Source organism: Pseudomonadota bacterium (assembly GCA_039033415.1).
In the GTDB taxonomy this organism is placed as follows: domain Bacteria; phylum Pseudomonadota; class Gammaproteobacteria; order Xanthomonadales; family SZUA-38; genus JANQOZ01.
The window spans coordinates 1-13,792 of the sequence record JBCCCR010000015.1; the positions used below are offsets into that span (position 1 = coordinate 1).

The 13,792-nt window shown below is 60.8% G+C and carries 13 protein-coding genes and 2 tRNA genes; 5 read left to right on the forward strand and 10 right to left on the reverse strand.

Going from position 1 to position 13,792, the window contains the following annotated elements:
- Positions 1-68 precede the first annotated feature (68 nt).
- Positions 69-935 (forward strand): phage integrase N-terminal domain-containing protein, encoded by an 867-nt coding sequence (locus AAF358_13345; GenBank protein MEM7706540.1) that lies wholly within the window; start codon positions 69-71, stop codon positions 933-935.
- Positions 936-2,547: 1,612 nt separating this feature from the next.
- On the opposite strand, the gene AAF358_13350 is transcribed toward AAF358_13345, so the two are convergent.
- The 4 genes from AAF358_13350 to AAF358_13365 form a co-directional block, all read right to left on the reverse strand.
- Positions 2,548-2,623 (reverse strand) — tRNA-Glu (locus tag AAF358_13350).
- Positions 2,624-2,679: 56 nt separating this feature from the next.
- A tRNA-Ala gene (locus tag AAF358_13355) sits at positions 2,680-2,755 on the reverse strand.
- Between the two features lie 90 nt (positions 2,756-2,845).
- Positions 2,846-3,331 (reverse strand): DUF1249 domain-containing protein, encoded by a 486-nt coding sequence (locus AAF358_13360; protein ID MEM7706541.1) that lies wholly within the window; start codon positions 3,329-3,331, stop codon positions 2,846-2,848.
- Positions 3,332-3,460: 129 nt separating this feature from the next.
- Positions 3,461-4,288, reverse strand: a complete 828-nt coding sequence (locus tag AAF358_13365) for a pyruvate, water dikinase regulatory protein (protein MEM7706542.1) — start codon at positions 4,286-4,288, stop codon at positions 3,461-3,463.
- A 105-nt stretch (positions 4,289-4,393) separates the two neighbouring features.
- Between AAF358_13365 and ppsA the strand changes: the two genes are divergently transcribed.
- Positions 4,394-6,757: a phosphoenolpyruvate synthase gene (ppsA, locus tag AAF358_13370; protein ID MEM7706543.1), complete on the forward strand. Its 2,364-nt coding sequence runs from the start codon at positions 4,394-4,396 to the stop codon at positions 6,755-6,757.
- A gap of 17 nt (positions 6,758-6,774) precedes the next feature.
- Here the strand turns inward: ppsA and orn are convergent, their stop codons facing one another.
- Positions 6,775-7,323 carry an oligoribonuclease gene (orn, locus tag AAF358_13375; protein MEM7706544.1) on the reverse strand — a complete coding sequence of 183 codons (549 nt, stop codon included), beginning with the start codon at positions 7,321-7,323 and terminating at the stop codon, positions 6,775-6,777.
- Between the two features lie 55 nt (positions 7,324-7,378).
- Here orn and rsgA point away from each other — a divergent pair, with 55 nt between their 5' ends.
- From rsgA to AAF358_13390, 3 genes are all read left to right on the forward strand, one after another.
- Positions 7,379-8,299, forward strand: a complete 921-nt coding sequence (gene rsgA, locus AAF358_13380) for a ribosome small subunit-dependent GTPase A (GenBank protein MEM7706545.1) — start codon at positions 7,379-7,381, stop codon at positions 8,297-8,299.
- Positions 8,300-8,399: 100 nt separating this feature from the next.
- Positions 8,400-8,951: an NUDIX hydrolase gene (locus tag AAF358_13385; protein MEM7706546.1), complete on the forward strand. Its 552-nt coding sequence runs from the start codon at positions 8,400-8,402 to the stop codon at positions 8,949-8,951.
- Between the two features lie 2 nt (positions 8,952-8,953).
- Positions 8,954-9,715 carry a DUF1043 family protein gene (locus AAF358_13390; protein MEM7706547.1) on the forward strand — a complete coding sequence of 254 codons (762 nt, stop codon included), beginning with the start codon at positions 8,954-8,956 and terminating at the stop codon, positions 9,713-9,715.
- A gap of 44 nt (positions 9,716-9,759) precedes the next feature.
- Here AAF358_13390 and AAF358_13395 read toward each other — a convergent pair whose 3' ends face one another.
- From AAF358_13395 to dnaX, 5 genes are all read right to left on the reverse strand, one after another.
- Positions 9,760-10,242: an META domain-containing protein gene (locus tag AAF358_13395; GenBank protein ID MEM7706548.1), complete on the reverse strand. Its 483-nt coding sequence runs from the start codon at positions 10,240-10,242 to the stop codon at positions 9,760-9,762.
- A 14-nt stretch (positions 10,243-10,256) separates the two neighbouring features.
- Positions 10,257-10,601 (reverse strand): histidine triad nucleotide-binding protein, encoded by a 345-nt coding sequence (locus AAF358_13400; GenBank protein ID MEM7706549.1) that lies wholly within the window; start codon positions 10,599-10,601, stop codon positions 10,257-10,259.
- A gap of 49 nt (positions 10,602-10,650) precedes the next feature.
- Positions 10,651-11,253, reverse strand: a complete 603-nt coding sequence (gene recR, locus AAF358_13405; protein MEM7706550.1) for a recombination mediator RecR — start codon at positions 11,251-11,253, stop codon at positions 10,651-10,653.
- A gap of 10 nt (positions 11,254-11,263) precedes the next feature.
- Positions 11,264-11,587 carry a YbaB/EbfC family nucleoid-associated protein gene (locus AAF358_13410; protein MEM7706551.1) on the reverse strand — a complete coding sequence of 108 codons (324 nt, stop codon included), beginning with the start codon at positions 11,585-11,587 and terminating at the stop codon, positions 11,264-11,266.
- A 78-nt stretch (positions 11,588-11,665) separates the two neighbouring features.
- Complete coding sequence (gene dnaX, locus AAF358_13415) at positions 11,666-13,636, reverse strand: DNA polymerase III subunit gamma/tau (protein ID MEM7706552.1); 1,971 nt, start codon at positions 13,634-13,636, stop codon at positions 11,666-11,668.
- Positions 13,637-13,792 lie beyond the last annotated feature (156 nt).

A 13,792-nucleotide genomic window follows, 5' to 3' on the forward strand; every position in this document is an offset into this window, starting at 1 on the left:
TCTCGGACTGCGTATCGCTCTCAGGTGCGTGGTGGTCATCCAAACTCACCAAACTGAGATGACGCACCATGAAAGACCTGAACTACCAGCTAAAGAGGTTATGCCGCCAGAACCGGGACGGCAGTTATTCAACACAGGCCAATCGGTCCCGGATGTTGGACCAGATGGCCCATCAGCTTCACGAGCTGGGCTATCGACGCATGGGCGCCCGATCGATCAAGCCGAAGCACGTCAGCGCGCTCACTGACCTGTGGAAGGAACAGGGGCTGTGCATTGGCTCACAGAAGAATCGGCTGTCAGCACTGCGATGGTGGGCCAGGAAAATCGGTAAGGGACACGTTATGTCGAAAGACAATGGGGAATACGGCATTGGGACAAGAACCGCCATTCCAGCGGAGTCGAAAGCCCAGACGCTGACGCCGAGTCAGATCAACAGGGTCGAGGATCCTTACATTCGACTCAGTCTGAGACTCCAGCAAGAGTTCGGGCTCAGGCGCGAGGAGGCAATCAAGTTTCGGCCGAGCTACGCGGTCCAGAAAGACGCCGTTCAGCTCAAGGCCAGCTGGACCAAGGGTGGAAGACCAAGGGCAATACCAGTCCTGACCGAAAGACAGCGAGTTCTCTTGAGGGAGATCGAGCAGCTGGTTGGTAGCGGTGCGCTGATTCCAACCAATCTGAACTACGTTGAACAACTCAGGAAGTACGAACGACAAACCCTCAAAGCAGGATTAAAGAACCTTCACGGGCTGCGCCATGGCTACGCGCAGCGGCGCTATGAGCAGCTGACGGGCTGGGAGTGTCCTGCAGCGGGAGGTCCCGATCGCCACCAGCTCACCCGTGAAGCCAAGCACCTGAACCGAAAGGCTCGGCTCATCATCAGCTCAGAACTTGGTCACGCAAGAGCGCAAATTTCAGCAACGTACCTCGGCAGCTGAGAATGACTGGACAAAAACCAAACCCTCGCAAACAGGCCAGCCGTCGAGCAGCTATCAGAATGCTACCATCGGTCGGTAAACCCAATGCGAAGGCCGTTGCCCGGCTCCTCGCCCCAATTCTCGCGGAGTACGCTCACCGTGAAAGAAAAAAAGGCCGTTCTATACCTCAGATCAAGCAAAGACCGACACGACGTCAGCCTGGACTCTCAAAGGCGCGAGCTGCTCGAACTCGCCAGGGCGAAGGGTCTGCAAGTCGTCGATGAATTTACCGATGCGGTGCAATCCGGCAAAGATGAGTTTAGACCAGGGTTCCAAAAACTCTTAGCTCAGCTCAAGAGGCGAGAGCGAAAATGGTCAACCCTTCTCTTGACAGACACCTCTCGCCTATTCCGCGGTCGATATGGCGCGCAGGCGTTTAAGCACGAATGTCGGAAACGGGGCGTAAAAATCCTTTACTCGAAAGTCCCCGAAGTTGACCCTGTCGCGAGCGTTATCCTAGATGCCGTGTTCGAGGCGATGGACGAAGTGCACTCGCTCATGTCCAAAGAAAAGGGCTTGGCTGGCATGGCCGAGAACGTTCGATCAGGCTTCAGAGCCGGTGGCCGAGCTCCCCATGGATATCGCCTTACCAGACTCGAAACCGGGGCGTTTCGAGACGGTGCCCCGGTCACCAAGAGCAAGTTAGAACTGGATCCTGCCAAATCTGCGGTGACGAAGAAATACCTCGAACTTCGTGCCGCTGGCATGCCTCGCAAGAGAGCGGCAGAAAAGGCCGGGATAAAACTTTCGCAGTCCACTCTGGTCGGGCTCGAATGGAATGCCCTCACCTACGCCGGACATACCGTTTGGAACGTGCACCAAGAGTTCATTCGTGGGAGCGGTTATCGCGGCGGAAAAAAGCGACGTCCCCGATCGGATTGGCACATTCATCGGGACACTCACGATCGCTTGATCACTGAGGAGCAAGCAGAATCTGTCCTGGCTTCCTTAGAAAACAACCCCTGGGCGAGAGGTGGCAGGGCCGCAAGTCACCACCTGCTCACCGGACTACTCCGGACGCCGTCAGGAGCACGTTGGTATGGCGACTCCGGAAAATCGTATCGGACGAAAGGGGCGTACCTGCCACTGAAGGCCGTTGATGAGGCCGTTCTTACCCAGGTGATTGGCGATTTGTCCAGCGAGTCTTCAATCCAGGAAATGAAAAATGCCGCGCAGGCTCACCTGGACGAGCTATCCAAGGATCCGGCTGAATCGCTGCGACCGCTAATTACCCAGAAGGACCGAGATATTCAAAAGATGCTCGACCTGGGGACGAAACTTGAAGACCCAGCGCCAGTCGTTCGTCGCATCGAACAGCTGGAACAGGAACGAGCTGAGATTCAGTCTCAGATCTCAGCACTTGAGGCCGATCGACGAATAGCGGTTGAGCTTGCGCGAATTTCTGAACTAGAGGTACGGGGCTTCTTGCGGGAGGTAGTTAGAGACTTGTCAGACTCGGATCGTCTCGTCGTGCGCGACGCGCTGCGACTGATCATTGAGAGGGTAGAAGTCGATCCGGCGACTAAGGAATGCCGGGTCCACTATCGAGTGGACCCGGATCATCGCAATCATGTGGCGTCCCCAAGGGGATTCGAACCCCTGTTGCCGGCGTGAAAGGCCGGAGTCCTAGGCCTCTAGACGATGGGGACAACAAAAGAGCGCGCATTGTACCGGATGTGTGCAATCGGTCAATGTGCGTCGCGAGTGGTGGAGCTAGGCGGGATCGAACCGCCGACCTCTACACTGCCAGTGTAGCGCTCTCCCAGCTGAGCTATAGCCCCAGTCGCGAGGCGCGCAAGGTTATCAGAATCGCCTCAGGTGTCAAGATCGTTACGGGGTGCAGCGCGCAGCGGCGGCGCCCGGCCAAGGGGCTAATCTCGGACCAGGTTTTTTCGTTCGAAGCGAGCCAGATCGATGTCGACCGGGGTGCTTTCCACCGGCCATTCTGCGGGGGTTGCCGTGCGCAGGGTTTCCACGCTGTGGCCTTGCTGAACCAGGAACTCTAGCCACTTATCCAGCAGTCGATTGGTTTTCCAGCGGTGATCCACCACGTCTGCCAGCGAGGCCAGTACGCCCTTCATCGGTTCGCGGTCAGATTTGGGGTAGCAGTGGGTGGCCTCAGCCAGCTGCGCATCATGGTAGATGCGCAGGCGGGCGTCGGGGTCCGGGGTCACGCGACCCACGCTGTCCTCCAGGAAGTACGTGAGTCTCGCGACGGTTGTATAGCGATGCCGCTCCAGTACCTCGAGGTAGATCGGCAGCTCATCACGGACGCGCGAAATCATTCGATCCTGGGTCAGCAGGAGGTCATCGAACAGCAGATTCAGCTGCCGATAGTTTTCGGCGTAAATGTCCATCAGCTGCCGGAATTCCGGCGGCCTTAGGCGCGGCGTTGTTTTCTCCGAAGAGCTCATGATTCCGATAGTAGCACGACTGATTTGTCGCGAAGGCGCGGTTTTTGGCGGTAAGCCAAACCGGTCACAACCCTAGAACATGTTCCTCTCAAGATTCAGCGCCACCAGGATTTTGCTGGCGATTTCTTCGACCGATGTGTGGGTTGTGTTGAGACACGGAACGCCGTGCAGGCGAAACAATCCCTCGGCTTCCTCCACCTCAGTTCGGCACTGTTTCATGCTGGCGTACCGGCTTTCGGGGCGCCTTGCCTCGCGAATCTGGTGCAGACGCTCCGGATCGATCGTCAAGCCAAACAGCTTGTTCTTGAAAGGCCGCAGCCTCGCCGGCAGCCGGGTCTCCTCAAGGTCGTCGTCGGTGACCGGATAGTTGGCGGCTTTCACGCCGTAGTGCAGCGCGAGGTAGAGACAGGTTGGGGTTTTGCCGGACCGCGAAACGCCGACGAGAATCACGTCCGCGTTGGTGTAGTTGACGTCCCCGCCATCATCGTGTTTCAGCGCGTAGTTCGTCGCGTCCATCCGACTTTCGTAGGTGTGATAGTCGACCAGGCCGTGGGTCTGTCCGACCGCCGGCGATCGCGGCTTGCCGAACTCTTCTTCCAGACGTCCAAGGAAGGTATCGAAGACGTCCAGGACCAGCGCCTGGCTGCTATAGAGGATCTTCGAAAGCTCCTGGTTCGCGAGCGTGTTGATAACAATTGGGCGGATACCGGAGTCGGTTGCCGCCTCGTTAATACGCTGAACGGCAACGCGTGCTTTATCCGGGTCATCGACGAACGGCAGCCGCAGCTGCCGGAAGCTGATTCCCTGAAACTGGGACAGGAGGCTGTGCCCGATCGTCTCTGCCGTGATTCCCGTACCGTCAGAGACAAAAAACACCGGGCGATCTGCGGCTTGCGTCATATTTGAGGCCTTCTAAACAATCGTTTCCCTTGGCGCCGTCAGGTTACAGGATAGTCGTGAATCCCGTAAGATACCGCCCCTCGCAACGGGCAACAGGAACGGCAGTTGAGCGACTATATTCGGTGGCTAAGTGAACTGGGGATGGATGATCTTGACCAGGTAGGAGGCAAAAACGCCTCGCTTGGCGAGATGATCAAACACCTTTCGCAGGCGGGCGTCAGCGTGCCCGGCGGTTTTGCCACGACGGCCTCAGCCTTTCGCGAATTCACCCAGCAAAGCGGGCTGGCGGATCGCGTCAGCAACCGTTTAAGTGATCTCGACGTCGATAACGTTAACGAGCTCGCCAAAGCCGGCGAGGAGATCCGCCAGTGGGTGATGGACACACCGTTCACGCCGGCGCTGCAGCAGGAGGTCGAGGACGCCTTTGCCCGCATGACCGAAGAAGCCGGCGGCGAGCTGGCGGTGGCGGTTCGATCCTCAGCCACCGCTGAGGACCTGCCGGACGCCTCCTTTGCGGGCCAGCAGGAGACGTTTCTCAACGTTACCGGGATCGATCAGGTTCTGGAGCGCATGCACGAGGTTTTTGCCTCGCTGTATAACGACCGCGCAATTGCCTATCGCGTGCATCAAGGCTTCGATCACGACGTGGTCTACCTGTCCGCCGGGGTGCAGCAGATGGTGCGCAGCGACGTCGGCGCCAGTGGCGTGATGTTTTCCTTAGACACCGAGTCAGGGTTCCGCGACGTGGTGTTTGTGACCTCAGCGTACGGCCTCGGCGAGACCGTGGTTCAGGGCGCGGTCAATCCAGACGAGTTTTACGTTCACAAACCCACCCTCGCCGACGGCAAGCGTGCGGTGCTGCGTCGCAGCTTGGGTTCCAAGGCCATCCAGATGGTCCACTCGGAAGCCGTTGAAGGGAAAAGCGGTGTGCAGACGCTGGAGGTGCCCGAACAGCAGCGCAGCCAGTTTTCCCTGAGCGACGAAGAGGTGATGGAGCTGGCGCGCCAGGCCGTAACGATCGAAGAACACTACCAGCGCCCGATGGACATCGAGTGGGCCAAAGATGGCGTTACCGGCCGCCTGTACATCGTTCAGGCTAGACCGGAAACGGTGAAAAGCCAGGGCAACGCCAACGTGATCGAGCGCTACCGGCTGCGTGGCGAGGGGCCCGTCATCACTGAGGGCCGGAGCATCGGCCAGCGGATTGGTGCAGGTACGGCAAAGGTTGTCGACGATATCTCTCAAATGGATAGGGTCGGCGCCGGCGACGTGCTGGTGACCGACATGACCGACCCTGACTGGGAACCGATCATGAAGCGCGCTGCTGCCATCGTGACCAACCGCGGCGGACGGACCTGTCACGCGGCGATTATCGCCCGGGAGCTCGGCATTCCTGCAGTGGTGGGCTGCGGTGACGCAACGGCGGCGGTCGCCGATGGTCGGGATGTCACCGTGTCATGTGCTGAGGGTGACACCGGCTACATCTACGAGGGCAAGCTCGACTTCGATATCAACCGCGCCGACATGGCGGAGATGCCCGACATCCCGCTGAAAGTCATGATGAACGTTGGCAATCCTGATCGAGCCTTCGATTTTGCCCAGATTCCTAACGCGGGCGTCGGCCTTGCGCGGCTGGAGTTCATCATCAACCGGATGATCGGCATCCATCCTAAGGCGCTGCTGGAGTATCCACAGCAGGATCCAGACGTCAAAGCGCTGATCGATCGGCGCATTGCCGGTTACGGCGGCCCGGTAGAGTTCTACGTGAGCAAACTCGCTGAGGGCATCTCGACGCTCGGGGGTGCGTTCTATCCGCGGCCGGTGATCGTCCGGCTGTCGGACTTCAAATCGAACGAGTACGCCAACCTGATCGGCGGCTCTCGCTACGAGCCTGACGAAGAAAATCCGATGCTCGGGTTTCGCGGCGCGTCCCGCTACGTGGATCCAGGCTTCACCGAGTGTTTTGAGCTCGAATGCCGCGCGCTGAAGCGGGTCCGCGAGGAGCAGGGTCTCACCAATATCTGGGCCATGGTGCCGTTTGTCCGCACCGTCGAAGAAGCGCAGCAGGTGATCGAGGTGATGGCACATTATGGCCTCAAGCGCGGCGAAAACGGCCTCAAGATAGTAATGATGTGTGAGCTGCCGTCCAACGCTCTGCTGGCTGATCAATTTCTCGAATACTTCGACGGCTTCTCGATTGGCTCCAACGACCTGACGCAGCTCACGCTCGGCCTAGACCGCGACTCGGGGCTGATCGCCGAGCTGTTCGACGAGCGAAACGAAGCGGTAAAGACGCTGCTCGCCATGGCCATCAGCGCCTGCAAGAAACAAGGCAAATACGTGGGGATCTGTGGTCAGGGCCCTTCGGATCACCCTGACCTGGCACGCTGGCTGCTGGAACAGGGCATCGACAGCGTCTCGCTCAACCCCGATACGGTGATCGAGACCTGGATGTATCTGGCGGGCTAACGCGGAGTCAGCGCCGTTTAGAGTCCGGACAGCGCGCCCATGTGCTGTCGGTAGTGCGCCAGCTCAGCAATCGAATCGCGAATGTCGTCCAGCGCCAGGTGGCTCGAGTCTTTCCCAAACCCCGAGGCGATCTCCGGAGACCACCGGCGGCTAAGCTCCTTCAGCGTGCTGACGTCCAGATTTCGATAGTGGAAATAGTCTTCCAACCGAGGCATCACGCGAGCCAGAAAGCGGCGGTCCTGGCAGATGCTGTTGCCGCACATCGGTGAGTGCCCCTCCGGTACCCACTTACGCAGAAACTCCAGCGTTTGCGCCTCGGCCTGGGAGTAGTCAATGTTGCTGGCGCGAACCCGATCCCAAAGGCCCGACTGGGAATGCTGACGACTGTTCCAGTCGTCCATCTTCTGCATCACGCTCTCGGGGTGGTGAATGGCCAGCTCTGGGCCGCAGGCCAGCTCCTTCAGGTCTTTATCGGTCACAATCGTCGCGATTTCGATGACCTGGTCGCGCGCGCAGTCGAGCCCGGTCATCTCCAGATCGATCCAAATCAGATTGTCTGTCAGCACGGAACGTGTCCTAAGGGCCGTTGAGAAGCATAGTAGCAGAGGCTAAATTGCCATTGTGTCAAAAGCGCCGCACAGTGAATCGTCCCGCCGGTTCGGTACCGTCATCATCAGCCACGGGCCTGAAGTCGTGGTCAAAGTGGAAGATGACCTCGTCGCCTGCCGTGGGCGGCGAAAACTCGGAAAGACGGTCTGCGGCGATCGCGTTTGGCTGTCCGACGACCAGCCGCCGGTGCTTGACGGCATCGCGCCTCGAGACAACGTCTTTCCGCGCTCAGACCGGCGTGGTCGCCAGCAGATTGTGGCCGCCAACCTTGCGCGGGTGGTGATTGTCGTAGCGCCCAAGCCCGAACCCACACGAGACCTGATCAATCGCTATCTGGTGGCCTGCGAAAACCTGGAGCTGCCGGCGGTCATCTGCTTCAACAAAGCTGACCTGATCGACGCTGAGGCCCGCACGGGCTGGGACAGCCAGGCCAAACTCTATCGCAAGCTGGGCTATCCCGTCGTCTATTCGAGCACCAAGTCCTCACCCGGGCTCGGCGAGCTCGCGAAGCTGCTGGCGGACGGCCCAAGCATTCTGGTCGGGCAGTCGGGCGTGGGAAAGTCTTCCCTGATCAATCAGCTGCTGCCCGATCTCGCGCTGAAGACGCAAGCGATCAGTACGGCCACGGCCAAGGGCAAACACACCACCACCGCAACCACCTGGTACGACCGCGAGGGCGCCGGCCCCATCATCGATTCACCCGGCGTTTGGGAGTACGGGATCTGGAAAATGCCCTGGAGCGACGTTGCGCGAGGGTTTGTTGAGTTTTCGACGTATGCCCAAGAGTGCCGGTTTTCGAACTGCCAGCACCTGTCCGAACCCGACTGCGGCGTGCAGGCGGCCGCTGACGCTGGGCGGATCGATCCCTCGCGGCTGGCCTCCTACCGGCGCATTGTTGGTGCGCTCGAACAGATTCCCGATCCGGGCGGCTAGGTCGACGCGGTGACGACCACTCCCTCGGCGGACGGTCATTGCTGTGAGTTTCACATCAAAGCAGCGATAATGGTGGATTGCCTTTCCGGATCGATCGACCTTGACCAAATTTTGCAGCGAGTGCGGATCTGCCAACATTGTGCAGCGTGTGCCTGAGGGTGATGAGCACCTGCGGGCAGTCTGTGACAACTGTGGCTTTATTCACTATGTAAACCCCAAGATTGTGGCAGGATGTTTGCTGACCTGGGACGGCAAAATCCTTCTGGCCAAGCGGGCCATCGAACCGCGAAAAGGCTACTGGACGCTGCCCGCTGGCTTCATGGAGCTGCAGGAGAGCACCGCTGAAGCCGCAGCCCGGGAGTGCTGGGAGGAGGCGCTGGCGCGGCCTGTCGACATCGAGTTGATGGGCGTTACCAGTCTGCCTCACATCGGCCAGGTTTATATGATGTATCACGGAACGCTTGCCGACGGCGAATACGGCGTGGGCGAAGAAAGCTCGGAGGTGGAGCTGTTTGCCCCGGAAGATATTCCGTGGAAACAATTATCTTTTCCCGTTGTCCATTTCACATTGAAGCGCTATATACGTGGTGAGATGTCGGTGTACGACGAAGTAATTGACCGCCAGACTGACTGGTTGACTAAAGGAGCCTGATTGTGGACCCGAATATTGCTTTGCTGCTAGCCGGCGTAGCCGGTGCTGTTGTTGGTTTTTTGCTGAGTCGGATGATGGGCGGTGGCGCTGGTCAGAACCAAGCGGTTCGCGAAGCTCAGGAAGAGCTCGAAGCATACCGAGACAAGGTGGCCGACCACTTTACTCAGACCGCTGACGCAATCGATCAGCTCACCGACAGCTATAAAGGGGTTTTCGACCAGCTGCAGACCGGCGCGCAAGGGCTGCTGGACGAGAAGCGTCTGCAGAAGTGCCTGACCGACCGCGAAGACAAGATCATTACGCTGAATCGCCTAGGCCACACGGCCTCGCCGGCCGCCGCCGCCGTCGCCGCGGAAGCAAGCCCAGCACCGGAGACGGAGGCGGAGCCTGCTGCCGCTGATGACGCCGAGGCGACCCCGGCTGAGACCGCCGCAGAAACGACCGCTGAGGAAAACACCCCTGAGGTGGCCGAGGAGACCTCGCCGGAAACGGCCTCGGATACCAGCGTTGACGAGGAGGCGAAGGCTGAAACCGCCGCTGCCGATGAGCCGGCAGCCGACGATACGTCGGAGGAAACGAGCGAGTCTGAAACGGAGACCACCGCCGAGAGCGAAGCGGAGTCGACCGATTCGGCGGAGGAAGTTACCGACGATAATGCTGATGAGACCACCAGCGAGGACGTATCGGATGACACCGAGGCGGCAGCTGAGGAAAGCGCTGAAGAAACCCCTGACGAAGGACCGCGGCTGCGCGCCGTCCAGTAACACGTCATCCCCCGGGCGGCACTCGCCGTCCGGGGAGGTTTTGCCTACCTGGCAGCGCTCGCCAGCAGATTGCCCGTCTTTCCTTCCAGCACGAGCTGTCCCTCATCGTTGACATACATCCGGGTAACGCCGGCCAAGACGGCGTAGACGGCAGTTTCCAGCACCATCGCCTCACCGGGACACATCTTCTTCGTCCCGCCTACCGGGCCCATGGTCATCGCGTCTGCGGATCCTTCAAAGCTGGCGAAAAAGTTGTTGCAGCCGGCGTTGCCGGTAATGCGCTGACCGGCCAAATCCACCTCGAGCCAGCCCGTGCTGCCGCCGCCCGGCGCCTTGCCGCCAACCCGCGTCAAGACCCAGCGACCCTGATCCACGCTGCCGGGCTTGGCAGCACTCATTTCAGGCTTTGACGTCATGGCATCGTTCTCGCCAGCCGTACCCGAATCGCCTGAGCCGGAGCAGCCAGCCGCCGCCAGTCCTGACGCCAATAACACCGGCAACAGCCGGCCACCCAATGACTTTTTCATGGATTCTCTCCCGCTCAGCCCGGAGGCCAGCTCAGGTTGCGACCCGCTAGAAAATGCAGGTGTATGTGAAAAACCGTCTGACCCGCCGCCTCGTTGCAGTTCATGACGACCCGATACCCATCGTCCGCCACGCCGAGCTCGCGCGCATAGGCCGCGGCAGCAATAAACAGCTCACCGACCGTTGCCGCGTTTTCGGCCGTGACGTCGTTGATCGTGCGAATCTTTTGCTTGGGGATAAACAGGACGTGATGGGGCGCCTGCGGGTTGATGTCGCGAAAGCCGAGCACCGTGTCGGTCTCGTACACGATGTCGGCCGGAATTCGGCGCTCGATAATGTCGATAAACAGCGTCTCAGACATCGTTATCGTTTCCTTTGGTGTGGCGTGACGAGCTAGCCAGCTAGTCCAGCTAGTGTTCGACGACCCGGCGACCGGCAAACGCGTGCGCTAACGTGGACGCGTCGGTGTACTCCAGTTCACCACCGAGCGGCACTCCATGAGCGATTCGACTGGCGCTGACGCCGCAGCTGCGCGCCAGCTGGCTCAGGTACTGGGCCGTCGCCTCACCTTCGACGCTCAGGTTGGTCGCGATGATCAGCTCTTTGACGGGCTCGTTTTTCAGGCGCGCGGTCAGCTGGTCCAGCGCCAGCTCTTCCGGCCCGATACCGTCCAGCGGGGACAGCCGCCCCATCAGCACAAAATAGGTACCGCGAAAGCCGGTGGCCTGTTCCACCGCGGCGACGTCGATCGGTGACTCGACGACACAGATGAGGCTCTGATCGCGGTTCGGATCGCTGCAGGTCTGGCATAGCGGCGTTTCTGAGAACGTCCGACACCGCTGGCACCGTCCGATCCGGGATACCGCATCCTCCAGCGTTGAAGCCAGCCGCAGCGCACCCTCCCGGTCGTGCTCCAGCACATGGAACGCCATGCGCTGAGCGCTTTTGGGGCCAACCCCCGGCAGGCAGCGCAGGGCGTCTACCAGCTGGTTTAGCAGCGCGCTTTGCGACATAGCCCCTGACTCAGAACGGGAGTTTGAACCCGGGCGGCAGATTGAGCCCGCCAGCGAGTTCGCCCATCTGTTCCTTTTGCATGGCCGCCACCTTGTTGGTGGCGTCATTGACCGCTGCCGCAACAAGGTCTTCGAGCATGTCGGCATCGTCTTTTAAGAGGCTCGGGTCAATCCGGATCCGACGCACTTCGTGACGACCGGTCATCACCACTTCCACCAGGCCTCCACCGGATCCACCGGTGACTTCCTGCTGCGCGAGCGCCTCCTGGGAGCGCTCCATGTCCTCTTTCATCTTCTGGGCCTGCTGCAGCAGTCCCGCGAGTGGTCCTTTCATGATTTCTCCTCGCCGTACGCGAGTGATGACAGGGTGCCAGTTTACCTCAGGCGCGTGAAGGCGATGGTGATCGCGGGGCTAGCCGCTTCGGGGTCGCACCGAACCAGGAACAATTTCGGCTCCCATCTGCTGCTGCAGCGACTTCACCAGCGGATCCTCCGCAATGGCCACTTCCGCGTCACGCTGCCGCTGATGATTGGCCTCGGTCTCCCGCTGCGCCGGCGTCTGGTCGCTCACCTCAGCCCTGGCCAGCGTCAGCCGCATATCACGACCGAAATACCGCGCCAGCCCCTCGCGAATCCGGCTCTCCGCCTGCGGTGTATGCAGGTGTTCCATTTTCTGATCGAGCGTCAGCAGGTAGCGTCCCTGCCCCTGGCGCTGGAGGACGCTGTTGCGCGCCAGCACCCCGGCGGTGCCCTTGAGCTGGAGGCTTTCGATAATCCCATCCCAGGATTCGGGCGGGACGGGAGCAGCGGGCCCGTCGTCGAGCGCGGGCTCTGCCGGCGGGGCAGCGGATTCGCTAACCGCTTCCGGCGGCGGTGGGGCCGGCTCGGTCTCCTTCGGTTCAGCGACAGTTGAGCTCAGCGCGGCGACCGGTGCCGGGCTGGGCGTGGGTGGTGCTTCCGTCAGATCAGCCGAAGGGGCTTGTGCCGGCGCAGTCTCCGCCGGCTCGGGGGAAACCGTTGGCGGCGGCTCTTCCGGGGTGCGCTGCTCGGGTATCGCTGATGGCTCGCTCCGATTGTCGGCTGAAACCTGCGGACCCCCAGGCCCCGAGGGAATGGCTGCCGCCAGCCGACGGGCCTCAGCTCGCGCCGCGTCGATATCGCCTGAAGCGGTTGGCGGCGATTCGGGCTCAGCCTCGGCTGAAGCTTTCACCGGACTGGCGGTGGGTGCCGAAACCTTGGGCTGCGCGCTCGCCGTCGAAACGACGCCACCGTCAGCCGTCTGCCCGCCGCCGGTGGGGGTTGGACCTGCAGCCATGGGCTTGAATGCCAGCATACGCAGGAGCGCCATCTCAAAACCACAGCGGTGGTCAGGCGCCAGGTCCAGATCACGCCGACCGCGCAGGCAGATGTCGTAGTAAAGCTGCAGATCTTCTGGCGCCAGCGCCCTGGCCACCGCCTGCACCATAGGATCAGGGTCTTCCACGGAGGGCATAACCTGCACCAATGCCGCCCGGTGCAGAATCTGCGCAATCTCGCCCAGCACCCGGCCAAAATCTGGCGAATGGCTGACCATCTCCTGCGCCGCGTCCCAGAGCGCCGGGGCGTCCGCGCTACACAGAGCGGTCAGCAGCGCCTCGAGCTGGCGGGCTTGGACCGTGCCCAGCATCGCCCGGACGTCGTCAGCCCGGGCCTGCCCCCCGCCGTAAGCGACGGCCTGATCCAGCAGGCTGAGCGCGTCTCGCATGCTGCCGTCTGCCGCGTTGGCCAGCAGCTTGAGCGCATCAGGTTCAGCCTCAAAAGACTCCTGCGCGGTAATCGAGGCGAGATAATCCTCGATCTGGGCCTGCGAAATGCGTTTCAGGTTGAACTGAAGACAGCGCGACAGGACCGTCACCGGGAGCTTCTGCGGGTCGGTAGTCGCAAACAGGAACTTCACCTGCGGCGGCGGCTCCTCGAGCGTCTTGAGCAGGGCGTTGAAGCTGGAGGTCGACAACATGTGGACCTCGTCGATCAAATACACCTTAAAACGACCGCTCGTCGGCGCGTACTGAACGTTTTCCAGCAGCTCTCGGGTGTCCTCAACCTTGGTCCGCGACGCCGCATCCACCTCAATCAGATCAAGAAAGCGGCCTTCCAGTATGTCGACGCAGGCTCGGCAAACCCCGCAGGGCGTAGAACTGACGCCCTCCTCGCAGTTCAGCGCGCGGGCGAAGATGCGCGCCACCGTGGTTTTGCCCACGCCGCGGGTACCGGTGAAAAGGAAGGCGTGGTGGACGCGGTCCTGGTCCAACGCATTAACCAGCGCCCGGACAACGTGGTCCTGGCCAACCAGATCGGCAAATGTTTTGGGGCGCCACTTGCGGGCGAGTACCTGATACGTCATGGGGGACCCGTCGAAGAAGGGTTCTATTGTGCCAACTCACCCTGCAAAGGCCAAACCGCGGGCGCGTTTTTTGGGCGATGTTCAGCCGCAAACCGGGCCGATTGGCAGCAGACATCCGTCGCCAGGATTCATACACTACCCACCACCTAAGTTCCG